The 15,941-nt window shown below is 46.0% G+C and carries 13 protein-coding genes and 1 riboswitch; of the genes, 10 read left to right on the top strand and 3 right to left on the bottom strand.

Going from position 1 to position 15,941, the window contains the following annotated elements:
- Positions 1–7: 7 nt before the first annotated feature.
- The 6 genes from RRU94_RS22805 (at position 8) to RRU94_RS22780 (ending at position 7,159) form a co-directional block, all read left to right on the top strand.
- Entirely contained in the window at positions 8–436 is a 429-nt protein-coding gene (locus RRU94_RS22805) for a MarR family winged helix-turn-helix transcriptional regulator (protein WP_315693139.1), read from the top strand.
- A complete protein-coding gene (locus tag RRU94_RS22800; RefSeq protein ID WP_315693137.1) occupies positions 429–1,619 on the top strand; it encodes an MFS transporter in 1,191 nt (396 codons plus the stop codon). Before RRU94_RS22805 ends, RRU94_RS22800 begins: the two co-directional genes overlap by 8 nt.
- A 153-nt stretch (positions 1,620–1,772) precedes the next feature.
- On the top strand, positions 1,773–3,020 hold the full coding sequence (locus tag RRU94_RS22795) for an ATP-grasp domain-containing protein (RefSeq protein WP_315693136.1): 1,248 nt from the start codon (positions 1,773–1,775) through the stop codon (positions 3,018–3,020).
- Between the two features lie 126 nt (positions 3,021–3,146).
- Positions 3,147–3,569: a CotY/CotZ family spore coat protein gene (locus RRU94_RS22790; RefSeq protein ID WP_315693135.1), complete on the top strand. Its 423-nt coding sequence runs from the start codon at positions 3,147–3,149 to the stop codon at positions 3,567–3,569.
- A gap of 148 nt (positions 3,570–3,717) precedes the next feature.
- A complete protein-coding gene (locus RRU94_RS22785) occupies positions 3,718–5,448 on the top strand; it encodes an ABC transporter ATP-binding protein (RefSeq protein WP_315693134.1) in 1,731 nt (576 codons plus the stop codon).
- Positions 5,429–7,159 (top strand): ABC transporter ATP-binding protein, encoded by a 1,731-nt coding sequence (locus RRU94_RS22780; protein ID WP_315693133.1) that lies wholly within the window; start codon positions 5,429–5,431, stop codon positions 7,157–7,159. The genes RRU94_RS22785 and RRU94_RS22780 overlap by 20 nt, the downstream gene beginning before the upstream one ends.
- Before the next feature lie 94 nt (positions 7,160–7,253).
- Here the strand turns inward: RRU94_RS22780 and RRU94_RS22775 are convergent, their stop codons facing one another.
- From RRU94_RS22775 to RRU94_RS22765, 3 genes are all read right to left on the bottom strand, one after another.
- Complete coding sequence (locus RRU94_RS22775; RefSeq protein ID WP_315693132.1) at positions 7,254–7,670, bottom strand: pyridoxamine 5'-phosphate oxidase family protein; 417 nt, start codon at positions 7,668–7,670, stop codon at positions 7,254–7,256.
- A gap of 461 nt (positions 7,671–8,131) precedes the next feature.
- Positions 8,132–9,190 carry a 2,3-butanediol dehydrogenase gene (locus tag RRU94_RS22770; RefSeq protein WP_315693131.1) on the bottom strand — a complete coding sequence of 353 codons (1,059 nt, stop codon included), beginning with the start codon at positions 9,188–9,190 and terminating at the stop codon, positions 8,132–8,134.
- Between the two features lie 78 nt (positions 9,191–9,268).
- On the bottom strand, positions 9,269–10,045 hold the full coding sequence (locus RRU94_RS22765) for a TSUP family transporter (protein WP_315693130.1): 777 nt from the start codon (positions 10,043–10,045) through the stop codon (positions 9,269–9,271).
- A 94-nt stretch (positions 10,046–10,139) separates the two neighbouring features.
- Here RRU94_RS22765 and RRU94_RS22760 point away from each other — a divergent pair, with 94 nt between their 5' ends.
- The 4 genes from RRU94_RS22760 to RRU94_RS22745 all read left to right on the top strand — a co-directional run bounded on the left by RRU94_RS22760 (position 10,140) and on the right by RRU94_RS22745 (position 15,842).
- Positions 10,140–10,913, top strand: a complete 774-nt coding sequence (locus tag RRU94_RS22760) for a TrmB family transcriptional regulator (RefSeq protein WP_315693129.1) — start codon at positions 10,140–10,142, stop codon at positions 10,911–10,913.
- 16 nt (positions 10,914–10,929) lie between these two features.
- Complete coding sequence (gene rlmD / locus RRU94_RS22755) at positions 10,930–12,306, top strand: 23S rRNA (uracil(1939)-C(5))-methyltransferase RlmD (RefSeq protein ID WP_315693128.1); 1,377 nt, start codon at positions 10,930–10,932, stop codon at positions 12,304–12,306.
- 405 nt (positions 12,307–12,711) lie between these two features.
- Positions 12,712–12,795, top strand: a riboswitch (cyclic di-GMP riboswitch).
- Positions 12,796–12,942: 147 nt separating this feature from the next.
- On the top strand, positions 12,943–14,097 hold the full coding sequence (locus RRU94_RS22750) for an ATP-grasp domain-containing protein (RefSeq protein ID WP_315693127.1): 1,155 nt from the start codon (positions 12,943–12,945) through the stop codon (positions 14,095–14,097).
- Positions 14,094–15,842, top strand: a complete 1,749-nt coding sequence (locus RRU94_RS22745) for a methyl-accepting chemotaxis protein (RefSeq protein ID WP_315693125.1) — start codon at positions 14,094–14,096, stop codon at positions 15,840–15,842. Before RRU94_RS22750 ends, RRU94_RS22745 begins: the two co-directional genes overlap by 4 nt.
- Positions 15,843–15,941: the final 99 nt, after the last annotated feature.

The raw sequence follows: 15,941 nt of genomic DNA, 5'->3' as shown, positions 1-15,941 counted from the left end.
GGATGGAATGGAAACACATGAGCTATTTCATACGATTCATCAGCTGTCTCGCACGCTGACTAAACAAGTGAATGAAACGCTGCATCCGTTCGGTCTGTACAGTGCACAGTGGGCGGTTTTATTTGTACTGAAAACAAAAGGGGCCATGCCGCAGTCTGCGCTATGTGAATACCTGGCGGTTGAAGCACCACCGATGACCCGGACGATTCAGCGCCTTGCCAGGCAGGGATACGTACAGCAGGTGCCGGGCGAAGACAAGCGGGTAAAAGTGATTCACTTAACGGACAAAGCGCATGAGGCATATCCGGAATGGGAGAAAGCCATTTTAACGATGAATGACCGCCTGCTTGAGCAGGTACCGTGGAAACAGCGTACGCTTGTTCAGCTGGTACTTCATGATTGGCTTGGAAAAATGAAAGGGGATTTGCATGAATAAACCAGCTCTATGGACAAAAGATTTTATCAGCATCTCATTAACAAACTTTTTCTTATTTATGACGTTTTATTTTCTGCTTGTCACGCTGCCCGTTTATGTATTGAACGAATTAAACAGCACGGAAAGTGAAGCAGGACTGGCCACAACCGTCTTTTTAATTTCAGCGATTTTAATCCGGTTCATTTCTGGACAATGGGTCGAGTATTTCGGCAAGAAAAAAGTATTGATCGCGTCACTTGTGATCTTTTTTGCAGCCTCGGTTTTATACCCGTTCACAAATGGACTTACAGCGCTCCTTGTGCTTCGGTTCTTCCACGGTATTGGCTTTGGGATGGCGACTACCGCAGCCGGCGCTGTCGTCGCAGATATTATTCCAAATTCGCGCCGGGGAGAGGGAATGGGCTACTATGTAATGTCCATGAACCTGGCTATGGCGATCGGCCCGTTTGCGGGGCTTGCCATTATGAACAAATGGAGTATTCAAGCGGGCTTTATCGTGTGTGCAGCGGTAGCTTTGATTGCGCTGGTGATCGGTTTGTCATTGAAAAATGAGAAAGCGGTCAGCCGGGAGCCTGCTGCACGGTTTAAGCTTGATCTGTCTCCGGGGAATTTAATTGAAAAGTCTGCTCTGCCAATCGCGCTGACCGGTACATTTTTCGCCATTGTGTATTCAGCTATTTTATCCTTTGTTTCGGTTTATGCCGAAGAGCTGCATATTGGTGCCATATCGGGCTTCTTTTTTGTTGTGTATGCGGTTGTTATTGTACTGTCCCGTCCGTTTACCGGCCGCTGGTTTGACCGTTATGGTGCCAATGCCATCGTCTATCCGTCGATTGTTGTATTCGCAGCGGGGCTGCTTTTGCTGAGCCAGGCTGGCGGAGCCGGTCTGTTTCTGATTGCAGCAGGGGTGATCGGGCTTGGCTGGGGCACTTTATTCCCTGGCTTTCAAACGATTGCCATATCAAAGGCGCGGCCTGAGAAAAAAGCGCTGGCGACAGCGACATTTTTGTCTCTTTTTGACCTTGGCATCGGCTTTGGATCCTTTGTTATGGGGGTTGTGGCATCCGGCCTCGGGTTTAAAATGCTTTATGCTGCGTGTGCGGTATACGTGCTTGCCGGTGTGATTGTTTATTATTTTGTACAAAAAAACAAAAGGGAGACAGAACAGTTTCCTCAGCTATAAACTGCCCGCCTGCCGGCATCGCTTCGTTCGATGCCGGCAGGCTTTTTTAAAATTTTCCAGATCATCCGCATGAAAAGCCGTGCCTTTTTGTTCAATGCATGGCGAATGACCATGCCAAATTGAAAATAGGTCATACGCTATAAGGAAGCTTGAATGCTGGAAAACAGAGAGGTGCAGCGGATGAAAACCATTGTTTTTATTGGTGTCAATAAATCGAGCTCCAGCAGGGAAGCTGTAAAAGCAGCCGAAAAGGCGGGATATTTTACAGTTGTTTTTACGAATCGGGAAATTCAGATGCAGCAGCGGGAAAAGTACCCGGATGTGCATCAGCTTATTTTTGCTGATATTACAAATGTAGATATGCTGGCAGAGCATATTGAAGCGCTGCAGGAGAAAGGACATGTGATTGCAGCGGTCGTAAGTTTTGTCGATCGCTGCGTGCACACGGCATCTCTTTTAGCGGATCGCTTTTGTGACAACGTGTTATCGACAGAAGCCATCTTTATTATGGAAAACAAAGAAGAAACGCGTAAACATTTTGCGCACCAGCCGTACACCCCGGCGTTTTTTCTTGTAGAGAGCGGAATACCTGTCCAGGATATGGTTGTTCCAGTCCGCTTTACTTACCCTGTTATGGTCAAATATCCGAAGTCTACAGGATCAAAGGATGTGCTCCTGTCTAAAAATAAATGGATGTTACGCCGAAATATTATCAAGCTGCGGGAAAAGTATCCTGGTGAAGATCTGATTGTGGAAGAATACATTAAAGGAGAGCAATATTTATTTGAAGTGATCGTGTACAAGGGTGAAATTATGATTGCGGCAGTAATCGAACAGGAAATTACCAAAGGACGCCGGTTTATTATCACCGGATATGGCGTCATGACTGACATTCCAGATGAGATAGAAGAAAGTGTATGGGTGATGATCGAATCAATCGTTGCTTCCCTCGATATTCAAAATGGAGCGTTTCATATTGAAGCAAGATGGACCGTTAAAGGATGGAAGCTTGTTGAGATCAATCCGAGAATTTCCGGCGGAGCGATGAACAAAATGATTGAGGCAGCATTCGGTTACAGTTTAGTAGAAGAAACACTGAAGATGCTGACGGGAGGAGCTCCTTCCTTAAAACGAAGAACCAATCGATTTGTTTTTACTCAGTATGTGATTGTGGGGCGGGAAGGGATATTAGAGAAGGTAACAGGGAAGCGTCGGGCGGAGAGCTGCCCGGGGGTTATAGAAGTGTATGTGAAACCGAAGCGGGGCACCATCCTCGTTCCGCCGCTGTCCATGGGGCACCGGTATGCATACGTAATGGCAGTAGGTGAAACGATGCAGGAAGCAAAAGCATCGGCGAAAAATGCGGCACGGGAAATTCAATTTTATTTAAGAGAAAGGTAAAAGCAACAGGCAATCTGCTGCCATGTTGTTTGGTGTGTCTTTGGGGAAAGAAACCGAGATGGGCGGTTCACCTCTTCAGGAAGCGGAATAAGCTATATAGTAAAAGCGGCTGAAGGAGGAGGCGCCATGTCCCGCAGAAGCGGTCTAGGCTTTTTTTTGCAAATATTGAAAGAACAGCAGGATCAATTAAAAGGAATGAAGACAGATATTTGCAGCAGTTTGCTGGCGAAGATTTTTGAAGCAGATACAATTCCGATTATGCTGAAAACGGACGAAGACTATTTTGAAGCGGCCGGCTCGAAAAATGATTGCCCTTTTACAACCAGGTACTTCCGCATCGAACATCTCGACGAGGAGGAAAAAACAGTGACTCTATCACTGCTTCAGCCGTTAGATGTGTGCTGCGGTACAGCAGTCTGCTTTCATGAGCTTTCTTTTTTAGAGCGGACAAATGTGTGCGTAACCGTCTGCATAGAAGGAATCAGCGCTATTCAATGCCTGGATATGGAATTGATGGTGAGAAGAACGTTTATCGAACCAAAATGGTAAGGCACTTCTCCAGCTGGTAAATAAAACAGGCTGGAGAATGCCTTCTGCTCTTTGAGCGGACAAGCATACTGGACGCTTCTTGAAAGAAGCGATTTTTTTTTATGTTTGCTACACTAAAGATAACAAAGAAGTGGAAGAAGGAATGGGGATGAATCATGTTTGGGCTTTATTAAGACCATACCGTCTTAGGATGGCTGCTGCCTGGGGACTGATGCTGCTTGAGCTCGCGGTGGAACTCGTGCTGCCGGTTTTAATGGCGAAGATGATCGATGATGGCATCGCGGCTGGAGAAATGAACGCGATTTTATTTTGGGGTAGTATCATGGTCGGGCTGTCGCTGTTTTCATTTGCTGCTGGAATTACCAATTCATTTATTGCTGCGCGGATTGGCCAAAACTATGGGTTCGATATTCGAAAGAAACTGATCGAGAAAGTGCAGTTTTTTTCGTTCGGGCAGTACGGCCACTTTGATACGTCGACATTAATTACAAGAATGACAAACGATGTGACCCAGCTGCAAAACGCTGTTTTTATGAGTCTGCGGATTATGCTGCGTGCACCGCTCATGATTCTCTTTGGCACAGTGATGGCGCTGTTTGTTCATTTTAAGCTAGCGTCGGTGCTGCTTATAACGGTGCCGGTCATGACCATCTTTATGCTGTTTATGATGCGAAAGGGAGCCGGGATGTTCCAACGCGTGCAGCTCAAGCTCGACCGTGTAAACAGCGTGATGCGTGAAAACTTGACGGGCATCCGGCTGATCCGGGCGTTTGTCCGCAACGGACATGAAACAGCGCGGTTTGAGCGGGCCGGCAAAGCACTCATGGAAAATACGATCAGCGTCATCCGCACATTTGAAAGTATTGTGCCGATTTTGATGCTTGTGATGAATGGCGGTCTTTTATTTATCCTATGGTTCGGCTTTGCCGAGCTGCAAAGCGGCACAGCGACCACCGGTGAAATTGTGGCTGTGATCAACTACGCGGCACGGATTATTATTTCACTGTCAATCCTTACGTTTATTACACTTGCGTTTGCCCGCGGCAGAGCCTCTGCTGCCCGGATCAATGAAGTATTGATGATGGAAGAGGAGCAGCATCCGGCCGTAACAGAGACTTATTCAGCAGAAGGAGATCTCTCGTTAGAAGAGATTACCTTTACATACCCGAGTGGTAAAACGCCCGTGCTTCATTCACTCTCCATGAATATTAAGAGCGGCAGCATGGCCGCTGTTCTGGGAGAAACCGGCTCTGGCAAGTCGGCACTGCTTTCTTTGATTCCGCGCTTGTATGAGCCAGAGAAAGGGCGTGTCGCCATCGGCGGCCGTGATATAAGCCGGATGGATGTCGGCCTGCTTCGGCGCCATATTGGCTTTGTTCCGCAGGAATCCCATTTGTTTACCGGATCAATTATTGATAACATTCGCTGGGGCAAGAAAGATGCGACTGATGAAGAAGTAATGGAAGCCGCTCAAAAAGCGCAAATTCATGAAACGATCGTTTCATTACCGGACGGATACCATACGGTGATCGGGCAAAAAGGCGTTACACTCTCAGGAGGACAGAAGCAGCGGCTGTCCATCGCGAGGGCGCTCGTCCGGCAGCCGGATATTTTACTGTTGGATGACAGTACGAGCGCGTTGGATGTAAAAACGGAATCCGCACTTATTGAGGCAATCACTGCCCAGCCATGCACTGTGGTGATTGTAACGCAAAAAATTTCAACTGCTGAACAAGCGGATTGTATTTTTATAATGGAAGACGGTCGAATTGCCGCTTCCGGCACACACAGGGAACTGGCACGGGCAAATGGCTTGTACAGACGCCTGCTGGAGTCGCAGGGCAGAGGAGATGGAATTCATGAAGCATCCGGGCAATAACAGGGAAGCCAAGCCGCAGATCAGCAACATGTCCGAGACGCTGAAGCGGATTGGCCGCTATTTGCTGAAAAGAAAAGGAAAACTGATGCTGACGATGGTAATGGTGGCGCTGGGCTCCGCATTAGCCCTGGCCGGCCCTTTTTTAATCGGGAAGGCGATCGATGATTATATCGCATCGGGGAATGAACGTGGACTGCTTCTGCTGCTCGCCGGCCTGGCACTGGTATATGTCAGTTATTCAGCCGTCAGCTTTCTGCAAAACTATTGGATGGTGGAAATTGCCCAACGAACCGTCTACGAGCTTCGTGACGATTTATTCCGCCATTTTCACACACTGCCGATTTCTTTTTTCGATAAGCGCCGCCATGGCGAGTTGATGAGCCGTGTCACCAATGACATCGATAATATCAGCAGTACATTGAACAGCTCCATTATTCAAGTGGCATCGGGGCTGTTGACACTCACCGGCTCCATTGTGGTGATGCTTTATTTAAGCCCGCTTTTAACCGCAGTGACTTTGCTCATTATCCCGCTGATGTTTGGCGGAATGAAATGGATCACAAGCCGCACCGGCCCGAGGTTTAAGGAGCAGCAGCGCCACCTTGGCGATTTAAACGGGTTTATTGAAGAAGCGATTTCGAGCCGGCATATCGTCAAAATGTTTTCGCGGGAAGAAGACATCATTGAAGAATTTATGGAAAAAAATGAGCGTCTGCGTGAAGCCGGTTATCTGGCACAGGCTTATTCGGGCTTTATTCCGAAATTAATGAATGTGCTGAATAACGCTGGTTTCGCTGTGATTGCTTTTGTCGGCGGTGTTCTAGCGCTGAGCGGGCAGGCAACGGTTGGTACCATTGTGATCTTTACAGAATACGCCCGCCAGTTCACGCGCCCCCTCAATGATCTGGCCAATCAATACAATACAATGCTGTCAGCGGTCGCCGGAGCGGAACGGGTATTTGATATTATGGATACGGATGAAGCGGTTGACAGGAAAAAAGGACAGACACCGCTTCTGTCGGGGGAAATAGTATTTGATGATGTCTCTTTTTCTTATGAAGAAGGAAAAAAAACATTATCTCATGTTTCATTCCACGCTTTACCGGGAGAGATGATCGCTTTGATCGGCCCGACTGGTTCAGGTAAAACGACAATTATGAATTTGCTTGTCCGGTTTTATGAGCCGGATGGGGGCAAAATTTTGTTTGACGGTATAGACAGCCGGGAAATTTCCGGAGCAGCACTGCGCAGCCAAATGGGATTTGTGCTGCAGGATACGGTACTTTTTGAAGGAACAGTGATGGAAAATATCCGCTATGGGCGGCTGAATGCGACCGATGAAGAAGTCATAGAAGCCGCCAAGCAGGCCAATGCCCATTCGTTTATTGAACGGATGCCGGACGGATACGATTCCATGCTCAAGCAGGATGGATCAGGCATCAGCCAGGGGCAGCGCCAGCTTCTGGCGATTGCCCGGGCGATTTTGGCTGATCCGGTTTTGTTGATTTTAGATGAAGCAACAAGCAGCATCGATACAATCACTGAATTGCATATTCAGGAAGCGCTCGGCCGCTTGATGAAAGGACGGACCAGCTTCGTCATCGCCCACCGGCTGAATACAATCCGCCGTGCCGATCAAGTGATCCGGCTGAAAAACGGCGGTATTCAAGCAATTGGCTCATATGAAGAGGTTGTAGCAGCTGCCCGATAAAAAGCACCCCCTCAGACTGTTGGCAAACGCCCGCTTTCTTACTTTGTCTACAACCAAAAAGCACCGCCTTTTAAGGCGGTGCTTTTGATTTCTATTACAGCTCCAGCGTTTGCGGCGGCTGTCCTTTTTTATTCATGAGCCGGATTTGCTCAGGGATAACCTTTAAAATCAATAACTTCGGATCCTCCGGCCCTTCAAACCATGACTCTAAATGTTCATTCCATACTTTTTTCTTTAAGCTTTCATCGTCAGACTCGGTCACTTTTCCTTCGATTTCAACATATTCATCGCCGATTCCCTCGCCGTTATAGCCAAGCAGAATATGAGTATATGGGTTCTGCTCGATATCTTCTGTTTTATGAGTGTCTTTGCTTGTGGCCGTGTACAGTGTTAAATTGTCATTAAAAAAAGTCATATAGCGTGAACGCGGCTTGTTATCATGAATAGTGGCCATCGTTCCCACAAGGTTGTTGTCGATAATTGAGGCAATTTGATCTTTTAGTGAACTCATTTTCAATCACTCCTTATATGGATTACTATTCCACTTTCCGCCGGTTCTAAACAAAAAAAAGAACATCCAGGGAGGATCTTCTTTGAGACTGTCGATAAAGTCATTAGTCTTTTTTATGAAAGCTTTCACTGCTAAAAACGGGCAGGTGTCTTTTCAGGAGACAGTCTTCTTAAAAAGAGCCGATAGGGGAAGCCGGCCGAACTTCGCGCCCCTTAGGGCAGTGCAGGAGCCTCCTCGGCGCACGCGCCTGCGGGGTCTCCTGACTCACTGTGCATCCCGCAGGAGTCTTCGTCCGGCCGAAGTGTATCTGTCAGGTTGTTCATTTTTGTACAACCGCCTTATCGGCTCTCATCCCAACCGCGCGCACTCCTTACATGAAGAAGAAACAAAGAGGTTCTTTGGCAAAAGATTTTATTTGCCTGCAATCTAAAAGAACATCCAACAAGGATGTTCTTTTTTAATCACTCAGGCTGGGATTTAACTAAAATCTTTATATGATTTTTTTCCTTCACCAGTGCTTCAAACCCTTCTGTTACCACATCGTCAAGCGATATGCGTTTTGTTACCAGCTTTTCCGCCTGAAAATAGCCTTGCTGCATAAGCTCCATAACGGCCGGGAAAATATCACGATAGGCGATAATGCCTTTTACAGTCCGTTCCTGCAGTACAACATTATTTGGCTGCACAGACGCCTCGGATTCCCAAATAGAAACAATGACGGTTTCTCCTTCAAATGTTGTAGCGTCAATCGCCTGCTGGAGAACAACCGGCACACCGGTAACTTCAAATGCCACATCTACGCCGCCGTCTGTCAGCTCCTGAAGACGCTCTACGACATTTTCCTCTTTCGGATTAATCACATCGCGTGCTCCCAGCTCTCTTGCTTTTGCTGCCCGTTCAGGAGAAAGCTCAACGGCATAAATTTCGGATGCACCTGCTGCCCGGAGCGCTTCGATCACAAGCAGGCCAATAGGACCCGCGCCGAAAACCGCCGCTTTATCACCCGCTTTTAATTTGCTCAGGCGGACTGCGTGAAGAGCGACCGCCGCCGGTTCAACGAGTGCGCCCTGCTCGAAAGAAAGGCCGTCCGGCATTTTATGTACCATATGTTCATCTACCACTGTATATTCAGCAAACCCGCCGCCTCCTCCAGACAATCCATGAAAGCCGAGGTGTTTACACAAGTTGTATTTTCCTTTTTTACACGCTGCACATTCACCGCAGGAAAGAATAGGCTCCACCACAACCGGATCGCCCGGCTGAATACGTGTGACGCCTGCACCTACCTCGATAACCCTGCCGGAAAACTCATGTCCCATTACAATCGGTGCTTTATCCTGGCTGACGTAATGCGGCTCATTCACCGGTACAAAAATAGGCCCTGCAGCGTATTCATGCAAATCACTGCCACAAATACCTGTCCATTCTACTTGAATCTTTACTTTTCCAGGCGCTGTTACCGGTTCATCAATAGTTTCAACACGGATATCTTTTGCCTCATACCAACGTAAAGCTTTCATACGTAAAACCTCCTGATAAAGTATTTGCTTGCACTATTATTCTATCATTTTCCAGAAGGAGTGACGAATACGAGCAGATTATAGAAAGTGAGAGGATAAAAAGTCATAAACGTTTTTACCGATCAAGGAGACTGTCACGATAATAAACAAAAGCCTTACATACGAGGTGCCTTTTTGAATCGCAAATTTTGATCCGACCAATGCGCCGAGGATCATGCCGCCGCCCATTACAAGGCCGTACGTAACATACACCATATCAGTCAGCAGGAAAAGCAGCAGAGCCGCAATGTTGCTGCCAAAGTTCAAAAGCTTCGCGTTGCCGGCAGACTGTATAAAGTCAAAACCAAGCAGTAAAAAAGCAAACAGCATAAACGAACCGGTACCGGCGCCAAGAAAGCCATCATAAAAACCGATCACCAAAATAGCCGACGCAAACAGAACCGCTCTTTTTCCGCTGCCTTTTTGATAGGTGGAGACGCTGCCCCAGTCCTTTTTAAAAACTGTATAAACCGCTACCGCAGTCAGCAGAATAAGGATAAGCGGCTTTAACAAATCAGGCGAAACATGCTGAACGGTAAGCGCACCGAGAATAGAGCCGATAAACGCAAGGGGAAACAGCCGGCCCGCCAGGCGGAAATCCACTTTTCCCGCCCGTACGAACGCAATTGTACTTGTGAGCGCCCCCATTGTGCTGGCTAGTTTATTCGTAGCGACCGCTGTGGCTGGCGGAAGCCCTGCTGCAAGCAATACTGGAATTGAAATCAAGCCGCCGCCTCCTACAACTGCATCAATAAAGGCGGCTAAAAAGCCGAAAAAGAAAAGCATGATAATAACCGACTCATTCAATGATCTCATCTCCTGTTATATAGTTACTACTGTAATAGTAACTAATATTTTTTCGATTGTAAACATGGTATGATGGACTCAACAAGCAGCCATGGAGGAGAACATGAACGGAATTATCGAGAAAATGCAGGAGATAGGCTTTAACCAGTATGAATCCCAGGCGTATGTGACGCTTGTTAAATGCGGTACTTCAACAGCATATCAAGTGAGTAAAGAATCCGGTATTCCGCGGGCGCGGGTATACGACGTATTAAAAAGCTTAGCTGTGCAAGGAGTTGTGATTCAGGAGAAGAGCGGCAAGAGCACGCTTTATTCACCGCTCCCGGTAGACGTCTTTTTAGCATCCATTCAATCAAAGTGGGAAGCGACGTTTTCATCAGTCGGTGAATCATTAAAAGCGCTCGAGATCGTGCAGCCAAATCCGGATAACCGGGTTGCTTCCATTCAGGGGAGCGAGCCAATTCTGGCGTTTTGTGAAACCATGCTACAAAAAGCGGAGCGGAAAGTGATTCTTTCCATGTGGAGCGGAATGTATGAAATGCTTGAACCGCTCTTGAAGAAAGCGGCACATCGTTGTAAGATGAAAGGTATCGTTTTTCAAGTAGAGCAGCCAATCAGTGGACTCGATGTGCACCGCAAGACAAGCTTTGTTGAAGAAATCGGGCAGAATAAATGGTTTATTCTATCAATTGATGGCAGGGAAATGCTGTATGGACCGTCTGTTGAGCAGCGGGATACCGCGTTTTACACGGATGATCCGGTTCATATTTACTTACTGGAAAACTACGTCTGGCACGATATTTTAGTGAATCGTCTTGTAAGGGAAAAAGAAATGGAAAAATGGATTTCAGCTGAGCGGGAATCGTTTTTCAAATAGAAAGAGGAGAGTAATTGTGGCAAAGATTCAAGCTCCGGTTCAAAAAGGCGATATCGTTCATGTAACGGTGGCTGATTTGACGCATGAAGGAAAAGGAGTAGCCAAAATTGACGGCTATCCATTATTTATAGAAGGTGTTCTGCCGGGAGAAACAGGAGAAATTCAAGTAACTAAATTAAACAAGGGGTACGGGTTTGCCAAGCTGGTCCGGCTCGATCAAGCATCAAAAGAGCGGGTGGAGCCGCCTTGTCCGGTCTATGATGAGTGTGGCGGCTGCCAGATGCAGCACTTATCCTATGCAGGGCAGCTGGATATGAAATACAACCAGGTACGCAATGTGATTGACCGGATCGCCAAGCTTCCGGACGTGCCGGTACATCCGGTGCTCGGCTTGGAGGATCCGTGGCGCTACCGGAATAAAGCGCAGGTGCCGGTCGGTCTGTCGCCTGAGGGGCAGATTGTCGCTGGTTTCTATAAAAAGCGTTCGCATGACATTATTGATATGACAGAATGCTTGATCCAGCATACAGAAAGTGACGCAATCATTCAAAAAGTAAAAGATGTTTGTGCGGCGAACGGCGTTATGCCTTATGATGAAGGCCGCCATAAAGGTGTGCTCCGTCACGTAATGGCGCGAATCGGCTATCAAACCGGCGAAAAAATGGCTGTGCTGATCACACGCACCAATGAGCTGCCGAACCAGGAGGCCATTATAGAGGGGATTCGCCAGGCTGTTCCAGATATTACGTCGATTGTACAAAATGTAAATCCGGATAAAACAAACGTTATTTTCGGTTCCACAACGCGGACGCTCTTTGGAGAAGATGTGATTTATGATACGATCGGCGGCATCCGATTTGCCATTTCCGCCCGGTCGTTTTATCAAGTAAATCCGGTTCAAACAGAAGTGCTTTACAATAAAGCACTTGAGTATGCCGGATTGACTGGTGAGGAAACCGTGATCGACGCTTATTGCGGTATCGGCACGATCTCCCTGTTTCTTGCGCAAAAAGCAAAGCAGGTGTACGGGGTTGAAATTGTACCGCAGGCCATTGAAGACGCCGAGCAAAATGCAGAGCTCAACGGCATTACAAACGCTCATTTTGAAGCGGGAAAAGCAGAGGAAGTGATCCCGGCCTGGTATAAGCAGGGCATCAAGCCGGATGTAATCGTTGTAGACCCGCCTCGTAAAGGCTGCGACGAGGCACTGCTTGACACGATTTTAAAAATGAAGCCGAAACGGGTTGTGTACGTGTCTTGTAACCCGGGTACACTCGCACGGGATCTTCGTGTACTTGAAGACGGCGGCTTTCAAACACGTGAAGTGCAGCCAGTGGATATGTTCCCGCAGACGGTCCATGTCGAGGCCGTAGCAGTATTAGAATTAAGATAACAAAACATAAAAAGCAGGGAAGAGGTCAATTGGCCGTATTCCCTGCTTTTTTGATTTTGTCATGCCATATAAGATGCGTATTATTTCTAGGTCAAAAGATACCATTTTAAGTCTGAAACTATATGTTAAATTATGTTAAAAAAACAAAAGGTACGATCGTTGTTCATTAATAAAATTTTCGAAAATCAATATTTACAAGCATTAAAGTATTCATTTCATTTTATTAAAGTATACATTTTTTTGTAAAACTATTTACGAATTTTGCTTCATTTATTATACTGAAAAATAGATAAAAAGAACTAATTGTTGGGTTCTTAGGAATTAAATGGTCTGCGTTAAATCTTTTTACCTGTAGCAGTCGTTTGGACGCATGAGCATCTGGATGTTTATTACAATTTTCATATCCTCCGATAATAGCAAACTTATTGAAAAATAAGGACGCAAAGCCACAGACCTAAAACCAAGTGTTAAGGCAGCCAGGCTGCCGAAGAAGATGGACGCATCTTTAAACAAGATGCTTTTTTTAGCATGTATGTAAGGATAATCCACCTTTTTTAAGGTGGACTTTTTCTTTACGTGCGTTATTGGAGGTAATCGTACCCACATACATTTTAACTAGAAAGGATTACATACATTATGATGATTTTAAACGAACAAATTCTGTCTCCTTTACTGAAACAAACACTGGAACATTTACAGATTCCGGTTTTAAAGGAGGCGGACCCTGTGAACTGCATGGCGTTTTTCGATTCGCTGACGAAAGAACAGCGGCTGCTGACCAACTCAGAAAGCGGGCTGTCTCTTCTAGATACTTATTGTCCGGACAGTAATGAGAATCAGTGGTCAAAGCTGTTTAAAAACAAAGGACAGCTGCGCGCTCTTTTGTCTCAAATGTACCCTGACTATTTTTATCAAGTGGTAACGGCTGATAACCTGCTCAGCCTGCCGGTCGAGAAAATTCCGTTTCCTGTCGTGCTGAAGCCTACCTTTGGCTACTCGAGCGTAGGGGTTTATAAAGTAAAGCGGAAAGAAGAGTGGGAAAAAGCGATCCATCAGTTTGAAGCGGACGTATTGCTTTCGGAAGAAATATACGACCCGTCGGTTGTTAATCAAAAAACGCTTCTTATTGAAAAGTGGATTCAGGGAGAAGAATACGCAGTTGACGGATACTATGATGAGCAGGGAAATCCAGTCGTTTTAAGCGTCTTTAAGCGGCTTTTCAAAGATGAATACGATACATCGGACCGCATTTACTATACATCTAAACAAGTGATTCAAGAAATTTATGAGCAGGCTTATTCTTTTATGGCTGAGCTGCAAAAGCTGGTCCCATTACAAAACTACCCGATCCATTTTGAAATTAGAAAGCAGGGAGAAATCGTTATTCCTATTGAGATTAATCCACTCCGGTTTGCAGGAGCAGGTACGACAGACCTCGGTTACTATGCTTACGGACATAATATCTATGAGCAGTATTTCACGCAGCAAAAACCGGATTGGAAGCAGATTATCGAGGATATGGATGATTCTATTTACAGCTTTTGCTGTGCGGAAATTCCGCTCGCCTTGTCACGGGGATTAGTAAAAGCTGTTGATCATGAAGCGTTTCAAAAGGAATTTGAGCATATTTTAGAATACCGTCCGATTCAGGCTGCTCACGATCGGACATTTGCCATTGTGTTTTTCAAAAGCGATAACTTAGACGAAAATCATTATATCCTTCAACTGGACTTGGAACCTTTTATTGACATGCAAGAACTTAAAAACCGCGAAATGGAGCAAGTATTGTGAAATTATCAATCATACGTCCTAAAAAGTCTCTTAAATCTCAATTAACACTTGGTTTTTTGGTACCGTTTGTAGCTTTTTCATTAGTGATTTGCTTATTTTTTATTAACTTATTAAATACGATTCTAGATGATCATGTGCTCTCCCAATTTAATCATCGTCTTGAAGAAAACGGAACGGCTTTGGCCCGGACACTTTCTTCACAGGAGATAGAGGACGCCATACAACGTCCAGAAAAAAGCGGCTCGCTATTAAAATCCGCTTTAGATGATTTTATAAAAGAGCGTGAAGGCATTGAATATGTATATGTATTAACAAGCCAGGATAACAAGGATTATATTGTGGCCCTCAACGGCAGTGATGAATATATGAAAGAATCGCCGTTTACGCCTGAACAGGAGAAAGCTTTCACAGAAGAACACGCCGTAGTAAGTTCGATTTACACGGATCAATGGGGCGTTCATAAATCCTTTTTTATACCGATAGAAGGAACGGACACCATTGTCGGCGTTGACATGGATGCATCGTTTATCCATTCGTTAGAACAGAAAGCTCTTTTCTACCCGCTGCTGTTTTTAGTTTTATCCGTATTACTTGGAACCGGCTCTGCTATTTGGCTGGGCAGTCGGATTTCGTCTCCCATCAAACGGCTGGCTGGTTTCACCCAAGAAATTGCAGACGGGAATTTGCGTAATCCGATCCGCCTCGACCGGGAAGACGAAATTGGCATGCTTGCCGGCAGCTTTGAGAGCATGCGCCGCCAGTTAAATGCAGTTATTCAAAATGTGCATGAAAAAGCCGAAGATTTGAGCCAGTCAGGGAATACACTGTTTGCGTCGTTTCAGGAATTAACAGAAGCATCGGATCAGATTGCCAGCAGCACCCAGACAGAAGCAATGGGAGCGGAAGACCGTTCCCGCCATTTGGAATCTCTTTCTAACCTCATGCTGGATATGACTGAAGCAGTCGAGCAGATGAATAAGGAAACAGGCCAAATTAAAGAGATGGCAACAGAAACGAGTCATTTGTCTCAAAGTGGTTCGCAGCAGGTAGAAACGATTTCGAGCCAGATTCAGTCGATCAAACAGAATGGACTGGTCTCGCAGGAGAACTTGTCTGATTTAAACAGCAAGCTGACCCGTATCAGCGAAATTGTCGAATTAATACGTAACGTCTCCGCTCAAACTAATTTGCTGTCACTGAATGCAGCGATTGAAGCTGCCCGCGCAGGCGAAGCAGGAAAAGGATTCGCTGTTGTTGCCCAGGAGATTCAAAAGCTGGCTCAGCAAACGGCTGCTTCAGCGCAGGACATTACGGCAACAGTAGAGGAAATTAATAAACAAACTAATAAAGTATTAACGCTGAATGAAACGAATGTAGAAGATATGATGAAAGGCGTCGACATGATTGAAGACAGCGGCAAGCTGTTTTCAAAGATCTTCCAAGCGGTTGAAGAGCTGGAAACAAGATCAGAACGAATTTTTACAAATTCCCGCCTTGTTTCTAACGCATCAGAGGAAGCATTAACGGCCATCCAGGAAATCAGTGCAATTTCAGAGCAGGGAACAGCGATTACGCAGGAAATTGCTGCATCGGCTCAGCAGCAAAACCAGGTTGTTGAAACGGCCCAGCAGCAAAGCGGCAAGCTGAGAGAAGTCGCCTATATTTTACAGGAAATGGTCAGTCGATTTGAAACCTTGCAGGAAACCGATTCAGAGCGGCCGACCCGCACTGGTGTAAAGCAATAAAGAGATCAAGAACCGAAAATCCATCCAGCGATTTTCGGTTCTTTTTATGTAATGATGAGGAAAAAGTCTGCCCACGCAAAACAAGCCTTCGTTAATAAA

It is taken from the genome of Domibacillus sp. DTU_2020_1001157_1_SI_ALB_TIR_016 (assembly GCF_032341995.1).
Lineage (GTDB): Bacteria > Bacillota > Bacilli > Bacillales > Domibacillaceae > Domibacillus > Domibacillus indicus_A.
This window is presented reverse-complemented; position numbering and strand designations above follow the sequence as displayed.